Below are 15,527 nucleotides of genomic sequence, written 5' to 3' on the forward strand. Positions count from 1 at the left end.
CCGTCCCGGTGAACGCAAGGCGGACCGTTGACGAACGCCCGCGGAACGTCCGTTCCCTGCCGGTGAGCCGGTCGCCGACGTGGGCTAGGAAGGACCCCTCACCTCCGCTCACGAAGGACGATCCCGCTTGCGCTCACGAGTTCGCACCGCCTGCTCCCTGGCTGTGGCAACGGTCCTGCTCGCGGGTTGCGGCGGTGCCGACGGATGGTCGGAGCCCCGCGACGCCCCGGCGGGCATCGGCACCCTCGGCGCCGGGTTCGTCCACCCGTCCGCACCGCCGAGCCCGGAGGCGACCATCTCTCCGCGGCCCGGCTCGTGGTCCGCCGTCCACCCCGCACCCGGATATCGCATCGTCCTGGTGAGTGCCGGCCACGAGGCGCCGACTCAGACCCTGGTCGACGCCGTGCTGGACTGGGCGGACGACGAGGACGTCGCACTCCGGACGGTCGCCGTCGACGCCGGCGACTACGTGGGAGGCATCACGAAGGCGATGTCGATGCACCCCGACCTCGTCGTCACCGCGGGCGACGACCTCGTCGACCCCCTCGCCGTGATCACGGCCAACCACCTCGACCAGCAGTTCCTCGTCGTAGGCGCAGAGGTCGCCGAGCCGACGCACAACGTCACGGCCGTCGACTGGAGCGGGGCCTCGTTCCGCGGCGAGGGTCTGGGTACGTCCTCGACCTACGACGCCGACTCGTTCACGCCCGAGCGCAGCGCGGCCGCCATCCGGGCCGGGACCGCCGCGGTGCTCAACGGGGTGACGGGGATCGTCATCTGGGTCGACTAGAGGCACCGTCCGACGGCCGGCCCTGGACGGGTCCGACAGATCGTCGCCGACGCACTATCTTCGCGACGTGATTCTCGTCGTCCTCGGACTGGCCGTGCTCCTTCTCGGCATCACCGCCGCCGTCCAGGGCATGCGGCTCGTGAGCCGCGCCCGTGCCGTGCCCCGCGTCCGGGTGCCCGCCCTGCTGCTCGGGCGGATCCCCGCTCCGGGCGGCTGGGTCATGACCCTGGAGTTCCCCGGGCCGGACAACGCACCTCGGCGCGCCGACGTGTACGCGGCGGTCCGGACAGGTCTCGGCGCGACCCCGACGTTCGGCGGGTACGTCTACGTGAACCCGAACGACCTCGAGGACGTCAAGACGCGCCCGCAGGGCAAGGTCGGGCCGGGCTCCTGGTTGGCGATCGGCGGCATCGTGCTGATCGTCGTCGGAGTCGCGGGCATCGTCGCGGGCTCGATCATCAGGGGATTCGAGTCGCTGGGGACCTGAGACCGGACCCATCGACGCTCGGCCGGGCATCCATACAGGCACGGGCGGCGCATGAAGGCGGTCCCGCACCGTCGTCGCCGTCCCACGTACGGTGTTCTCGTGGCTCGACACGAACGCACCCGACCGACGGCGTCCGGATGACCGGCGTCCTCGACACGCTCGCTGCCTACGGCGTCCTCCCGGTGGTCGTCATCGACCGCGCGCTCGACGCCGACTACCTGGCCGAGGCACTGGTCGGCGGAGGCCTGCCCCTCGCCGAGGTGACCCTCCGGACACCCGCGAGCCTCGACGCGATCCGCACCCTGGCCCTGCGCGCCGACACCCTGGTCGGTGCCGGCACGGTGCTCACGCCTACCCAGGTGGACCAGGCCGTGGACGCAGGGGCGGCCTTCGTCGCCTCGCCAGGGTTCTCGAGGCCCGTCGTGGAGCGGTGCGTCGAGCTGGGCGTTCCGGTGGTGCCCGGGACCGTGACGCCCACCGAGGTGATGGCGGCGCTCGACCTGGGGGTCTCGTGCGTGAACGTCTTCCCCGCGCATGCAGCCGGCGGGCCTCCGGCGGTCGCCGTACTGGGTGAGGTGTTCCCGGACCTGCGCATCATCGCCTCGGGTGGCATCGGACCCGACGACGCTGCCTCGTACCTCGCGCTGCCGCAGGTCGTCGCCGTCGGCGGGTCGTGGATGGTCCGGCGCACCTTGGTGCTGGCGCGAGAGGTCACGACGATCGCGCGGCTGTGCCGGGAGGCCGTGGAGCTCGTCGCCGGCGTCCGCAGCGCGTCTTCGTGACCGGTGCCGGCGTCCGCCGGCTCGTCGACGGCGCGAGCGTTCGCGGTGCGCGTCGACGCTGCCAGACTGGCGGGCGTGATGGAGCAGGTGCTGCCCCCCGACGTCGTCGTCGACGAGCATCGCGGGGACCCCGTGCCCGCCACCCTGTTTCCGGAGGAGGAGCTCGCAGTCGCGCGGGCCGTCCCCAGTCGTCGTACGGAGTACGCGGCGGTCCGGACCTGCGCGCGTGCCGCTCTGACACGGCTCGGCCCTGGTCCTGTCGCTGTGCCGTCCGCCCCCGACCGTGCTCCCATCTGGCCGCCGGGCGTCGTCGGCAGCATGACCCACTGCGACGGCTTCCGGGCGGCCGCCGTCGCGCACGCCGACGCCTGGACCGGCATCGGGATCGACGCCGAGGTGCTGGAGCCTCTGCCGCCCGAGGTGCTGTCGCTCGTGATGAGCTCGGCAGAGCAGGCGGCCATCTCGGAGCTCGACCCGGTGATCTGCGCGGACCGCATCGTGTTCTCGGCGAAGGAGTCGGTGTACAAGGTCTGGTCGCCGATCACCAACGCGTGGCTCGGGTTCGAGCACGTGGAGGTGCGGATCGGTCCGGGCACGTTCACGGCACGTCTGCTGGTGCGGGGGCTCGGCACCGACCTGCTGCACGGACGGTGGGCAGTCGGCGACGGGCTCGTGGTCACCGCGGTGGCCCTTGCCCGGCCCTGACGACCTCGACCGATCAGGGCCGGCCCCGGCGGCGCTTCACCAGCGGTGGGCGACGTCCACCACGAGCCGGGACGACGAACCGGGTCCGGCGAGCACCAGGACGCGGAACGGCAGTCGCGCCCGCAGCCCGACGCCCACGGTGGTGTAGCCCTCGAAGGTCCCTGCGTGCACGACCTGCCGGAACGTCGCGTACCCGGACACGTTGCTCAGCTCGAGCCGGTTGGCGGGGGCCCAGCTGTTCGCCGGGTCGTTCACCGTGATCTGCAACGCGGCCGCGCCGCGGGTCGGGATGACCGCACCCGAGGCGTCCTGGGTGATGTGCGGGACGTACCGGACCGTGTACCCGCCGACGCGGCCCGCGACGTCGATCACGAGCCGGTCGTAGCAGGTGTGCTGCCCGGTCCGGAGGTTGGTCACCGGAGCCTGGGAGAGGCCCGGTGCGGACTTCTGGAGCGAGCCCCACGTGATCCCGCAGTACGGTGCCGCACTCGCGGGCGACACCGGCAGCACCACGAACGCGGCCAGCAGGAGAACGACCGACAGGAATGCACGGCGCATGGCACGACCCCCTCGTCGTCGGGGCATCACGACCCGATGCCCGTCCCTGCCAGGGTAGGTCCGCCGAACGCGGTCAGATCGGGTGAAAACGGTCGCGGGGGCTCCTGGGACCTTCGTCCACCAGCAGGCGGAGCATGTGACCCACGTGGCAGTCTCGATGTGTCCGGTGAGGATCGCGCGCGGGAGGGCCACGGCATGGACGTCCACCTGATCGCCGACGACGGCGTCCGCGACTGCACGCCCGACGAGCTGCCCGCCCTGCTGGCGGCGAAGCGCGGGATCATCTGGGTCGACGTCCCGGAGTGGGACGCGGAGAGCGCCGGAATCCTCTCGACCGTGTTCGGTGTGCACCCGCTCGCCCTGCACGACCTGGAGGTCCGCAACCGGCTGCCCAAGCTGCACGCCTACCCGAACTCGCTCCTGCTGGTGCTGCACGCCCCCGAGCGGGGCGCGGCCGGGCACGTGCACCACGTCGAGCTCGACCGGATCGTCGGACCGCGCTACCTGGTCACGGTGCACGGGCCCGTCAACCCTGCGGTCTCCCGCGAGGTCATGCTGCGGGACACCGACGAGGTCCTCGCTCGCATCCGGTCGGGTCGGTTGCGCCCGCGGACCTCGTTCGACATCTCGCACGCGATCGTCTCGACGCTGACCCGGCACATGGAGCGGTTCGTCGAGGAGCTCACGTCCGACGTCTGGGACCTCGAGCTGCGCGTGACGCACGGCGCGCTCGGCGACCCGGAGAAGTTCCTCGACGAGATGTTCCGCACGCGCCACGGCCTGCTCGCCGTCCGCACCATCGCCGCCCAGACCGCCCAGATCTACCGGCGCGTCTCCGGCATCTCGCGCGCCGTCCCCGAGGAGAGCAGGCATCTCGTCGTCGACCTCATCGACCAGTTCGACCGCATCGCTGCGCTGGCCGGCGAGGAGAAGGACTACCTCCAGGGCGTCATCGAGTTCTACCGGACGCGCACCGACACCAAGATGACGATCGCGGCCGAACGGTTGGCGGTGATCGCGGTGGTCACGCTGCCGATCACGGCTCTCGCCTCGGTCCTCGGCATGAACATGATCGTCAACAGCCACACCACCCCGGTCCCCCTGGCGTGGGCGCTGGGGATCATGCTGGCGATGTCGGCGGGACTTCTGTACTGGGCGAAACGCCAGGGCTGGTGGTGACCAGCCGCTCCTCGAGCAGGCGCGCGATCGGCCAGGCGCCCGCCGCGGTGGTCGCGACGACCGTCGCGGTGAGCTGCTCGACCGGGTCGTGGAAGCTACGGAACGACACACCGGCGTCGTAGCCGGCGAGAGACGGGATGGCCCGGGACCCGTGCAGCCAGAACCCCAGGCCGTAGCTCTGCCGCTCCTGTGGCACGTCGCTCCGTGGGCTGGTCATCAGCGCGAGGGTGTCGAGCGAGACGATCGCGCCGGCATGCAGCGCGGTCCAGAACCGGTGCATGTCCGCGGTCGTCGTGTACATGCCACCGTCGCCGTTCCCGCGCACCGGCAGGTGGAACACGTTCGTCCGCCACCGGCCGTCCCTCCGGACGTAGCCCACGGCGGCCCGGCCCGGCAGCTCGTCCGAGCGCAGGTAGCCGGAGTCGACCATCCCCGCGGGCCGCAGCACCCGGTCGTCGACGAGCTCGTGAAAACCCGTGCCGCTCGCGCGCTCGGCCAGCAGCGCCAGCACCAGGAACCCGCCGTTGCAGTAGGCGAACCGCTCACCGGCCGGGAACGCGGTCGGGAAGCCGTCGAGCACCGCCAGGAACTGTTCCGTGGTGGCCAGCTCCTGCATCGGTACCGGCAGGGCGTAGTCGTCGATGTCGGACTCGACGTTCTCGTCGAGGTAGTCGCCGATCCCTGACCTGTGCGCCAGCAGATGCTCGACCGTGACGTCGTCGGCGATGAGCGGCAGGTCGTCGCGCAGCAGCGACCGAGCGGTGGTGTCGAGCGTGAGCGTCCTGTCCTCGACCAGGCTCATCACGGCCAGCGCCGTCATGCCCTTGCAGCCGCTCGCCATGGCGACCTGCGAGTCGACGGTCATGGGCAGCGCGTGCCTGCGGTCGGCGAGCCCGAAGGCCGCGTCGAGCACCGTCGTCCCCGCTCGGTCGACGCGGACCACCCCGGAGAAGTCGGTGGCCAGCCAGGCGACCTCGGCTGCCAGATCCATCCCGCCACGGTAGGCCGCCGGGGGCGCCACGGCGACGAGACTTCGGGCCGGCGAGGTTCGCGTCGAGGCTTTCCGCGGGGCGGCCTCAGATTCCCGACCCGGCCCTCTTGAACGGATGTCCATCTCGGGCCGCGCGAGCGACCGGACGCACCGTCCCGGACAGCGCTGTGACCTGGGCATTCATCGGGCGTTGTCCGCGGGCTGGACGCCGAGCCCCGGGAGCCTCACACTTGCGCTCGCCCCTCTAGATGGTCCAGCCACCGATGGCTGGGAAAGGACCGCGGCCGTGCTGCGCACCGTGACTTCTCACCTCTCTCTCGACGTGCGCTCGCCGCTCGAGATCGAGCTCCTCGTGGCCGTGGCCGACGGCGCCTACGACCGCTCCGAGCTCCTCTCGGTCCGCCACGAGGACGGCCCGCTCGACGTCGTCGAGATCAAGCTCCCGCACGGCGCGCGCATGCACCGCGTGTACGCACCCATGGGCCGCGTGGTGGTCGACTACCACGCCACCGTCACGGGCCAGGCCGACCTGCCGCCCATCGACGACGTCGACATCGTCGACTACCGCCGCCCCTCCCGCTACGCCGACTCCGACCGGCTGCTCGCATTCTCGCGCGACCAGTTCCGTGGCCTCGAGGGCAAGCACCTGCTCGACGCCGTGGTCGGATGGGTCACCAACCACGTCACGTACCTGTCCGGCTCCAGCCTGCCGACCGACGGCGCCACCGACACCCTGCTCAAGCGCCGCGGCGTGTGCCGGGACTTCGCGCACCTCGTCGTCGCCCTGCTCCGCGCCTGCGACGTCCCCGCGCGCCTGACCTCCGTCTACGCTCCCGGACTCAAGCCGATGGACTTCCACGCGGTCGCCGAGGCCTACATCGGCGGCGCCTGGCACGTGGTCGACGCGACCGGCATGGCACCGCGCGAGTCGTTGGTCCGCATCGCGACGGGGCGGGACGCGACCGACACCGCGTTCATCTCCTGGTACGGCGGGAGCCTGTACGTCAAGGCCATGACGGTCACCGCGACGATGCAGGGCGAGCTCCCGGCCGACGACGGCACGGAGCTCGTCGCCCTGCGCTAGGCGCTCTCGCGCAGGTTCCGGCGCCGACCCTCGACCTCGACCAGCTCCGCGTAGGCGGCACGGTAGGCGACGGGGTCCACCTCGGCGTCCATCCGCTGCAGCCGCCCACGCAGCTCGGCGATGTGGCGCGTGAAGCCCATCTCGACGAGGCTGCGCACGACACCCTTGACGTAGCCGACCAGGGACTCGGGCCGATCCTCGGGCAGCGGCGCGACGGCGAGCTCCGTGACCAGCGGTCGCAGGTTCTCGCCGGCCTCCTCGATCACCGCCCCGACCCATGCGGTCGCGTTCCCGAGCGCCCGGGCGGCGACGAGGCCGCCCGCCGCCCGGATCGCCTCGTGCACCGCTCGGTACGCGGGCGCGCCGAACGCGTCGGTGGGCAGGTCGTCGAAGTCGTCGGGAACGAGCGCGGGCTGCTGGAGCACGACCTCCAGCGCGGTCCGCTCGATCTGGGCGACCGGGTCGCGGCGGTCCGGCTGCGCCATGCCTGGCTGGGGCTGGGCGGGTCGCTCGTCGCGCGGCGCGGCACGCTCGTCGCGAGCGGGTCGCGGATCCGCGCCACGGGACGGCTGCCTGCTCGTCGCCCCCTGCACGGCGCGGCGCACCGACTCCTCGTCGTCGATGCCGAGCCACCCCGTGAGCATCCGCGTGTACTCGGGCCGCAGGCCGGCGTCCCGGATGCCGGCGACGACCGGGGCGGCCGCGCGCAACGCCCCGATCCGCCCCTCGGCGGTCCGCAGGTCGAACGTCTCCAGGGTGCTCTTGATGACGAACTCGTACAGGGGCGTCCGGCCCGCCACGAGCGCGCGTACCGCGTCGGGACCCTTCGCCTGGCGCAGCTCGCACGGGTCCAGACCGGACCTCTCGACGGCGACGAACGTCTGCGCGGTGAACGTCTGGTCCTCCCCGAACGCCCGCAGCGCGGCCTTCTGGCCGGCGGCGTCACCGTCGAAGGTGAAGATGATCTCGCCGCCGACGGACGCGCCCGAGGCGAGCTGCACTCCCCCGGTCGAGCCGGAGTCGCCGACGAGGCGTCGCACGATCCGGGCGTGGTCGGAGCCGAACGCGGTGCCGCAGGTGGCCACAGCAGTGCCGACGCCGGAGAGGTGCATCGCCATGACGTCCGTGTACCCCTCGACGACGACCACACGCCTGTCGCGCTGCATGTCGCGCTTGGCGAGGTCGATGCCGTACAGGACGTGCGACTTCTTGTAGAGCGCGGTCTCCGGGGTGTTCAGGTACTTGGGGCCCTGGTCCTCCTCGAACAGCCGCCGCGCACCGAACCCGACGGTCTCCCCCGTCACCTCGCGAATCGGCCAGACGAGCCGGCCGCGGAACCGGTCGTAGACGCCGCGCTGACCTTGGCTGACCAACCCGGACGCCGTCAGCTCGGCTTCGGTGAACCCACGCCCACGCAGGTGCCGCATGAGGGAGTCCCACCCTTGCGGCGCGAAGCCCACGCCGAAGTCGGCGGCGGCGGTCCGGTCGAAGCCGCGCTCGGACAGGAACGCGCGCCCGGCGGCGGCCCCGGGAGTGCTGAGCTGCTCGCGGTAGAACTCCTCGGCGACCTTGTGCGCCTCGATGAGCCGGCGACGCTTGCCGGGCTCCTCGGTCGACCGCGGCGCGCCACCCTCCTCGTACCGGAGCTGGATGCCGACCTTGGCGGCCAGGTACTCCACCGCCTCGGAGAAACCCAGACCGTCGACCTTCTGCACGAAATCCAGGACGTCCCCGCCCTCGCCGCAACCGAAGCAGTGGTACCGGCCGACCTGCGGACGGACGTGGAAGGAGGGTGAGCGTTCGTCGTGGAACGGGCACAGGCCCTTGAGCGATCCCACGCCTGCGGACTTCAGGGTGACGTGCTGCCCGACGATCTCGTCGATGTGGGCGCGCTCACGGACCGCCTCCACGTCCTCCCGTCGGATGCGTCCCGCCACGCTGGCAGTGTAGGCGCCGGACGGGGCGAGATCAGGCCGTCGCGCGGGTGACCGGCGCCGCTGCCGCTGTCCGGACCGGAGCAGCACCGTAGACCATTCGTTCGAACACCTGTACTATGGCGCCATGGCCCTTTCGCTGCACCCCAACATCTCGGTCGTCGGCGCCGAGGCCGCGATCGACTTCTACGTGGCTGCGTTCGGCGCCACGCTCGTCACGGCCGTCCGGGCGGGCGGCTTGGTGGTCCACTCCGACCTCACCCTCGGCGACACCGGATTCACGGTCGCCGAGGCGATGCCGACATTCGGATCGGTCGCCCCGACCGTGGACGGCCCCACGCACGCGTCGTTCACGATCGAGGTCGAGGACACGGACGCCGCGTTCGCGCGAGCCGTGGCGGCGGGTGCCGTCGCCGTCGAGGAGCCGAACGACGGCTTCCACGGGGGCCGCATCGCGACCGTCCGCTGCCCGTTCGGCCACCGGTGGTTCCTGAACCAGACGGTCGAGGTCCTCGACCAGGCCGAGCTGCAGCGGCGGGTCGACGCCTGGGCTGCGCAGTCACCGGGGACGACCACCGTGCCAGATCCTGCGTGACGCGGTCAGGCCGCAGCCCTGCCAGATCGCGGCTCGACGTCCTCAGACGAAAGCGGGTGGGCCGCCGTGGCGTGGCGGGTGAACCAGGCGCGCATGCAGCTCGGCGGCCGAGACGTCCGTGAGCGAGGCGACCTGGTCGATCACCACGCGGAGCCGGGCGGCGTCGTCGTCGGCCACCGCCCAGTCCGCGGCGAACGGCGGCTCCAGCGCGATCGGTGCCCGTTCGGTCAGCACGTGCACCAGGTCGGTCAGCACCTCACGCTGCCGGTGATAGAGCGGTTCGAGCTCGCGCGGTGCCATCACGTAGGCCACCGCGAGACCCTTGAGCACAAGGATCTCGGCGAGAGTCTCGTGCGGCACGATCAGGTCCGCGCCGTACCGCGTGAGCGGACCCGGGCCGTACACCAGGCGAGTGGCCCGCTGGGACGCCTTGGCGAACCGGCCGATCAGCTGGCTGGTCGAGTCCTTGAGGTGGGCGAGCGCACCACGCGAACCGTCGAACCCGTGTCGCCACAGCTTCGCGGACACGAGCCGGTCGATCGCGTCCTGCAGCTCGTCGCCGGTCACCGCGTCGCCGTACCAGGTCTGCACAGCCTCGACCACGCGTTCGCGCTCCTGCGGGACGCCCAGCACCTCGAGGTCGAGGCGGCCGCCGACCACCGCGTCCTCGACGTCGTGCACCGAGTAGGAGATGTCGTCCGCGAGATCCATCACCTGCGCCTCGAGGCACTTGCGACCCTCGGGTGCGTTCTGGCGCAGCCACTCGAACACCGGCAGGTCGTCCTCGTACACCCCGAACTTGTGCGTCGGCCGACCGCTCGCCGCGCTGATCGGGCCGTGCAGGTGCCGCCAGGGGTACTTGACCGACGCGTCCAGCGACGCGCGCGTCAGGTTGAGGCCGACCGCTCGGCCGTCGGGTCCGACGACCTTCGGCTCCAGCCGCGTCAGCAGCCGCAACGTCTGCGCGTTCCCCTCGAACCCGCCGATCGCCTTGGCCAGCTCCGCCAGTGCGCGCTCGCCGTTGTGCCCGAACGGTGGGTGGCCGAGGTCGTGCGCGAGGCAGGCCGTGTCGACGACGTCCGGGTCGCAGCCCAGTGCCTTCCCGATCTCGCGGCCGACCTGGGCGACCTCGAGCGTGTGCGTCAGACGGGTGCGCACGAAGTCGTCCGACGAGGGACCCAGCACCTGCGTCTTGGCGCCGAGCCTGCGCAGTGCCGACGAGTGCACGAGGCGCGCGCGGTCACGCTCGAACGCCGTGCGCTCGCGCGACTTGGTGCCCTCGCGGACCCAGCGCTCCCGGTCGGCGTCGACGTAGCCGTCGACGTCGGGGGCATGGGCCAGTGCCTGGTCCGATACCGTCACGGCGTCAGCCTAACGATCAGGCGAGCCGCCAGACCTGCACCCCGGGGCCGTCGCCCGCCAGGTGCAGCGCGTCCGGCCGCACGTCGAGGTCCGCGCCACCGTAGAGGTTCTCCGGCAGAGCGTGCGGCGCGAGCAGGTGGCGGGGCAGGTCGACGCCCTCCCAGGGTCCCCGGGCGACGACGACGAGCACCCGCTCGTCCAGCGTCTCGCGCAGGTACGCGACGGCGTTTCGCTGCACGACGACCCAGCGCATCCCGCCTTCGCGCAGTGCCCGGGATCCCCGGCGCACCGCGATGAGCGACCGGTAGATCTCGAACGTGCCCGCGTCCCAGCGCGGGCCACCTCCGGCGTCGACATCGCGCCACGGCATGGCGACCCGGGCGTGCTCGCCGTTGGTACCCGTCAGCCCGCCCTCGTCGCCCGCGAAGATCGCGGGGGTGCCCGGATAGGTGAACAGCAGTCCTGCCGCGAGCTCGACGCGTTCCCGCGAGCCCACGACCGTGCGCACGCGCGCCGTGTCGTGCGACCCGAGCATGTTCCACTGGTGCGTCGTGATGCTCCACGGGACGGTCGAGTCGAAGTCCCGCATCGTCGCGACCATCGAGGCGCCGTCGCGGCGCGGGATCGGCACGGGCATGCCGAGGAACCCCAGCGCGCTGCCCGGGTCCACCAGCCACGTCCAGACCGGACGCGTGAACGCGGAGTAGTTCATGTTGGCGTGCCAGCCGCCTGCAGCGAGGTCGAGGCCGGCGTCGTGGAAGTGCTCGGCCACCAGCACCGCGTCCGGGTTGACCTCGCGCATCGTGGCGCGGATCGTGCGCGCGACCTGGTGGGTCAGGTCGTCGTCCGCGTACCGACCGGTCATGTTGGCCACGTCGATGCGCCACCCGTCGAGGGCGTAGGGCGGTGCGAGCCAACGGCCGATCACCGAGTCCGGGCCCTGCACCATCCGGGCGCCGAGGGCGGGCGCGTTGTAGTTGAGCTTCGGCAACGACGCGTGCTCGAGCCAGCTCACGTACCCCGGCTCGCCCGCCGACCAGTAGTAGAAGCCGGCCTCCTCGCTGGCCTGGTCCCCCAGCGCCCGCGCGAACCACTCGTGCCCCGCGCCGGTGTGGTTGGTGGTCAGGTCGCCCAGGATCCGCATGCTCCGCGCGTGCACCGCCCGGCTCAGGGAGGCGAGCGCCTCGTCACCGCCCAGCAACGGGTCCACGTGGTCGAACGTGCTGGCGTCGTAGCGGTGGTTGGACCGGCTCGGGAACACGGGCGTGAGGTAGAGGGTGTCGACCCCGAGCCGCTGCAGGTGGTCCAGCCGCGCCTCGACACCGAGCAGGTCACCGCCGAAGAACTGCGTCGCCGCGCCCGGTCCGGCACCGATCGGCTCGTCGTCCCAACGGGCCGGCTGCGCCCAGTCCGGCACCGGCCCTTCGGAGGAACCGGCCCGTGCGAACCGGTCCGGGAACACCTGGTACACCACGGAGGTGTCCATCCAGGGCGGCGCCGGGTCGTGCACGGTGAGCCGGAAGTCGGACGCGTCCGGGACGTCCCGTGCGTGCACGCCCCGCCCGTTGAGCCAGCGGTAGCCGCCCGGCTCGTCGAGCAGCACGCGGTAGCCCGTGACCGGGTTGTGCACGGGGACGTCCGCGACGTACCAGCGCTCGTGCACGTCGGACCGCTCGAGCCTGGCCTCGACCATGCGCGGCTCTGCGTCACGGACGGTGCGCACCCAGACGGCGCGCTCGGACCCCGCGGACGGGACCCTGATCCGGACGGGGACCACCTCACCGAGCTGCGGTGTCGCACGCCGGACGTAGATCTCGGAGCCGTCGTGGTGCGGGAGGTCGAGCAGGTTGCTCATGCCTTGCCTGCCCGTCGCTTCGTCGATGTGCCGCGGGCAGCAGGATCCACCGACGCCAGCCTGATGGGGCCGACGGTAAGGGCGTGGCGACATGCCAAGCAAGTGCTGTCACCGCCGGCGACGGCCGCCGCGGGCGTGGCGACGGTGTCGCTCGCCCCGAAAGACCGCGCATCAACCGCCTGAGACGCTCAGCTCGGCCTCGTGCAGCGCCTTCGCAAACTCCGGGGAGAGGTCCCGGGAGTCCAGCCAGCCGTACGGGAGCAGAGGACGCTTGGGCGAGCCGGCGCGACCGCGCTGGCCCTCGGCCCCGGCGCCCGGATAGCCCTGCTCCAGGTCCAGCCCGGCGAGGCGGTCGTCGAGCTCGGCCATCGTCGACACCAGGCCGAGCGCGGCCCTCGTCTCGCCGCCGACGACGTACCCCTTGAAGTACCAGGCCATGTGCTTGCGCATCTCGCGCAGCGCCTTGCCCTCGTCGTCGAAGTGCTCGACCATCAGCTCGGCGTGCCGACGAACGACGCGCGCGACGTAGCCGAGGCCCGGCGTCACCCGCTCGTCGGATCCCGCGAACGCGGCCGCGAGGTCGGCGAACAGCCACGGGCGGCCCTGGCAGCCGCGGCCGACGACGACGCCGTCGCAGCCGGTCTGGGCGACCATCTCGAGGGCGTCCTCGGCGGACCAGATGTCGCCGTTGCCGAGCACCGGGATGTCCGTCACGGTCGCCTTGAGCTGCGCGATCGCGTCCCAGTCGGCGGTGCCCGAGTAGTAGTCGGCGGCGGTGCGGGCGTGCAAGGCGACGGCCGCGACGCCGACCTCCTGCGCGACGAGACCGGCCTCGAGGTAGGTCAGGTGGTCGTCGTCGATCCCCTTGCGCATCTTCACGGTCACCGGCACGCCGTAGGGCGAAGCGGCATCGACCGCGGCCGCGATGATCGCGCGGAACAGGTCACGCTTCCAGGGCAGCACCGCTCCCCCGCCGCGGCGCGTGACCTTGGGCACGGGGCAGCCGAAGTTGAGGTCGACGTGGTCGGCGCGGTCCTCCGAGGCGATCATCCGGACCGCGGCCGCGACCGTCGCCGGATCGACTCCGTAGACCTGCACGGACCGCGGACGCTCGTCGGGTTCGTGCGAGATGATCCGCATCGACTCCTCGCCGCGCTCGACGAGTGCGCGTGACGTGACCATCTCGGCGACGTACAGACCGGCCCCGGACTCGCGGCACAGGCGTCGGAACGCGGCGTTGGTGACGCCTGCCATGGGAGCCAGGACCACCGGGGTGTCGATGGTCAGGGGCCCGATCCGCAACGGCGGCAGCACGGCGCCCGGGCGCGTGGATATGACAGGAGAAGAGGCTGTCATTGGTCCAGGCATGGCTCCATTGTCGCTCAGCCCAGCAACCAGCCGTATTCCTGGGCCAGCCGGACGGCCTCGGCGCGGGTGCGGGCGCCGGTCTTTCCCATCGCGGCGGACAGGTAGTTGCGGACCGTGCCCTCGGACAGGAACGTCTCGCGGGCGATGTCGGCCACGGTCCCGCCGGTCGCTGCGACGACGAGGACGTCGCGCTCACGGTCCGTCAACGGACTGTGTCCGACCGCGAGCGACTCGACCGCCAGCTCCGGGTCGATCACACGCAACCCCTGGTTCACCCGGCGCACGGCGTCGGCCAGCTGGTCGGCCGGCGTGTCCTTGACGACGAAACCGCTCGCCCCCGCGTCGAGCGCGTGCCGGACGTAGCCGGGGCGCCCGAAGGTGGTGACGATGAGCGACCGGCAGGCGGGGTACTGGTTCTTCAACGCGGCCGCGGCGGCGATCCCGTCGATGCCTGGCATCTCCACGTCGAGCAGCGCGACGTCGGCGTGGTGCGCCCGGGCGGCGTCGACCACCTCGTCGCCACGACCCACCTGCGCGACCACCCTGAGGTCCGGCTCCAGGTCGAGCAGGGCGGCGAGCGCACCCCGGACCAGCGCCTGGTCGTCGGCGAGCAGCAGGCGGATCATCGGGCGCCCTTCGTGGTGACGACGAGCCGGTAGCCGCCCAGTGGGCTCGCGGTCACGGCGACGTGGGCCCGGGCGAGCCGTGCGCGCTCGGTCAGACCGTTCAGCCCGTTGCCCGGCACCGCGTCGACGACGGCGGGTCCATAGCCGTCGTCGTCCACCGTGAGCGTGTCGCAGGACATCGTGACGCGGACCCGGGTCGCGGCCGAGTGGCGCAGGACGTTGGTCGTGCCCTCGCGCAGCGCCCAGGCGAACAGCTCGCGCAGGTCGGCGGGCACCTCGTCGATGGTCCCCGGCACCTCGGCCTCGACACCGGCCGCGTCGAAGGCCTGGCGCGCGCCGGCGAGCTCGCCGGCCAGCGTCACCTCGCGCGTCGCCGTCACCATGCCGCGCACGTCCGCGAGCGCCGTGCGGGCCAGCGCCTGGACCTCCGCGATCTCGGCGCGGGACCGGTCCGGGTCCAGGTCGAACACCTTGCCGGCAAGCTCCGCCTTGATCGCGATGACGGTGAGCGAATGACCGAGCACGTCATGCATGTCGCGTGCGATCCGCTCTCGCTCACGCTCGACCGCGAGCACCGCGACCTCGTCCTGAGCGAGCTGCAGCTGACGGTTGCGCAGCACCAGCTGCGTGAAACCGAACACCGCGAACGTCGCGAGGGCGATGGAGATGATCAGCTCGTCGTCCGTCTGCCAGCCAGGGATCACCCGCGGCACGACGATCACGACACCGACGGCGAAGACTGCGAACAGCAGAGCGCGCAGGTCCCGGAGGAGGAACACCGCCGACACGCAGACGAACACGATCCCGGACAGGCCCTGCTCGGCGGTTGCGAGGCACGAGATCGCGACGAGGACGAGCTGCCCGCCCAGGACGAGCGCGGAGAACCTTGCCGACGCACGCTGCTGGTGCTGGGGGCCGACCTGGGTGAGCACCACCCACGCAAAGCTCGCGGCCAGTCCGATGATCGCGAGGAGCGACAGGCTGCGGGCGAGCCCCGGCGGACTGTCCCAAGCCACGATCCACGGTTGGATCAGGAACACCAGCCAGGCGATGCCCATGAGCGGACCGATGATCCGCATCGCGCGGCGAACCTGCGGATGGCCGAAACCCGGTGAGTCGGGACCGAAGGGTCCGCGCCCGCCCCAGCCGGCCGTGTCCCGACCCTCAGCGGGACGACCGCCGTCCAGCTCCGCTGCGTCAGTCACGGCGTC

15 protein-coding genes are annotated in these 15,527 nt (G+C 72.0%); 7 read left to right on the forward strand and 8 right to left on the reverse strand.

What is annotated here, in order from left to right:
* Positions 1 to 127 precede the first annotated feature (127 nt).
* The 4 genes from I847_RS0104420 to I847_RS0104435 all read left to right on the forward strand — a co-directional run bounded on the left by I847_RS0104420 (position 128) and on the right by I847_RS0104435 (position 2,764).
* The gene (locus I847_RS0104420; protein WP_028048728.1) at positions 128 to 790 is read left to right on the forward strand and encodes a hypothetical protein; all 663 of its coding nucleotides are present in this window, start codon (positions 128 to 130) and stop codon (positions 788 to 790) included.
* Positions 791 to 857: 67 nt separating this feature from the next.
* Positions 858 to 1,277, forward strand: coding sequence for a hypothetical protein (locus I847_RS0104425; protein ID WP_028048729.1), 420 nt, complete (start codon positions 858 to 860; stop codon positions 1,275 to 1,277).
* Between the two features lie 137 nt (positions 1,278 to 1,414).
* A complete protein-coding gene (eda, locus tag I847_RS0104430; protein WP_028048730.1) occupies positions 1,415 to 2,059 on the forward strand; it encodes a bifunctional 4-hydroxy-2-oxoglutarate aldolase/2-dehydro-3-deoxy-phosphogluconate aldolase in 645 nt (214 codons plus the stop codon).
* Between the two features lie 78 nt (positions 2,060 to 2,137).
* Positions 2,138 to 2,764 carry a 4'-phosphopantetheinyl transferase gene (locus I847_RS0104435; protein WP_231384089.1) on the forward strand — a complete coding sequence of 209 codons (627 nt, stop codon included), beginning with the start codon at positions 2,138 to 2,140 and terminating at the stop codon, positions 2,762 to 2,764.
* 36 nt (positions 2,765 to 2,800) lie between these two features.
* On the opposite strand, the gene I847_RS0104440 is transcribed toward I847_RS0104435, so the two are convergent.
* Positions 2,801 to 3,322: a hypothetical protein gene (locus I847_RS0104440; protein WP_028048732.1), complete on the reverse strand. Its 522-nt coding sequence runs from the start codon at positions 3,320 to 3,322 to the stop codon at positions 2,801 to 2,803.
* 195 nt (positions 3,323 to 3,517) lie between these two features.
* Here I847_RS0104440 and I847_RS0104445 point away from each other — a divergent pair, with 195 nt between their 5' ends.
* Positions 3,518 to 4,501, forward strand: a complete 984-nt coding sequence (locus I847_RS0104445) for a magnesium transporter CorA family protein (RefSeq protein WP_028048733.1) — start codon at positions 3,518 to 3,520, stop codon at positions 4,499 to 4,501.
* Here I847_RS0104445 and I847_RS21890 read toward each other — a convergent pair.
* On the reverse strand, positions 4,443 to 5,492 hold the full coding sequence (locus I847_RS21890) for a serine hydrolase (RefSeq protein WP_051274431.1): 1,050 nt from the start codon (positions 5,490 to 5,492) through the stop codon (positions 4,443 to 4,445). The genes I847_RS0104445 and I847_RS21890 overlap by 59 nt on opposite strands.
* A gap of 286 nt (positions 5,493 to 5,778) precedes the next feature.
* Here I847_RS21890 and I847_RS0104455 point away from each other — a divergent pair, with 286 nt between their 5' ends.
* Entirely contained in the window at positions 5,779 to 6,576 is a 798-nt protein-coding gene (locus I847_RS0104455) for a transglutaminase family protein (RefSeq protein ID WP_028048734.1), read from the forward strand.
* Here I847_RS0104455 and dnaG read toward each other — a convergent pair.
* Positions 6,573 to 8,513, reverse strand: coding sequence for a DNA primase (gene dnaG / locus I847_RS0104460; RefSeq protein WP_028048735.1), 1,941 nt, complete (start codon positions 8,511 to 8,513; stop codon positions 6,573 to 6,575). The two genes, I847_RS0104455 and dnaG, sit on opposite strands and share 4 nt — an antisense overlap.
* Before the next feature lie 124 nt (positions 8,514 to 8,637).
* Here dnaG and I847_RS21895 point away from each other — a divergent pair, with 124 nt between their 5' ends.
* Positions 8,638 to 9,105: a VOC family protein gene (locus tag I847_RS21895; RefSeq protein ID WP_034608839.1), complete on the forward strand. Its 468-nt coding sequence runs from the start codon at positions 8,638 to 8,640 to the stop codon at positions 9,103 to 9,105.
* Between the two features lie 42 nt (positions 9,106 to 9,147).
* On the opposite strand, the gene I847_RS0104470 is transcribed toward I847_RS21895, so the two are convergent.
* From I847_RS0104470 to I847_RS21900, 5 genes are all read right to left on the reverse strand, one after another.
* Entirely contained in the window at positions 9,148 to 10,467 is a 1,320-nt protein-coding gene (locus I847_RS0104470) for a deoxyguanosinetriphosphate triphosphohydrolase (protein WP_231384070.1), read from the reverse strand.
* Positions 10,468 to 10,483: 16 nt separating this feature from the next.
* Positions 10,484 to 12,322, reverse strand: a complete 1,839-nt coding sequence (locus I847_RS0104475; protein WP_028048737.1) for a glycoside hydrolase family 13 protein — start codon at positions 12,320 to 12,322, stop codon at positions 10,484 to 10,486.
* 171 nt (positions 12,323 to 12,493) lie between these two features.
* Positions 12,494 to 13,678 carry a tRNA dihydrouridine synthase DusB gene (dusB, locus tag I847_RS0104480; RefSeq protein ID WP_034608842.1) on the reverse strand — a complete coding sequence of 395 codons (1,185 nt, stop codon included), beginning with the start codon at positions 13,676 to 13,678 and terminating at the stop codon, positions 12,494 to 12,496.
* 26 nt (positions 13,679 to 13,704) lie between these two features.
* Positions 13,705 to 14,316 (reverse strand): response regulator transcription factor, encoded by a 612-nt coding sequence (locus tag I847_RS0104485; RefSeq protein WP_028048739.1) that lies wholly within the window; start codon positions 14,314 to 14,316, stop codon positions 13,705 to 13,707.
* Positions 14,313 to 15,521 carry a sensor histidine kinase gene (locus I847_RS21900; protein WP_051274432.1) on the reverse strand — a complete coding sequence of 403 codons (1,209 nt, stop codon included), beginning with the start codon at positions 15,519 to 15,521 and terminating at the stop codon, positions 14,313 to 14,315. The genes I847_RS0104485 and I847_RS21900 overlap by 4 nt, the downstream gene beginning before the upstream one ends.
* Positions 15,522 to 15,527 lie beyond the last annotated feature (6 nt).

It is taken from the genome of Cellulomonas sp. URHD0024, assembly GCF_000426185.1.
Lineage (GTDB): Bacteria > Actinomycetota > Actinomycetes > Actinomycetales > Cellulomonadaceae > Cellulomonas.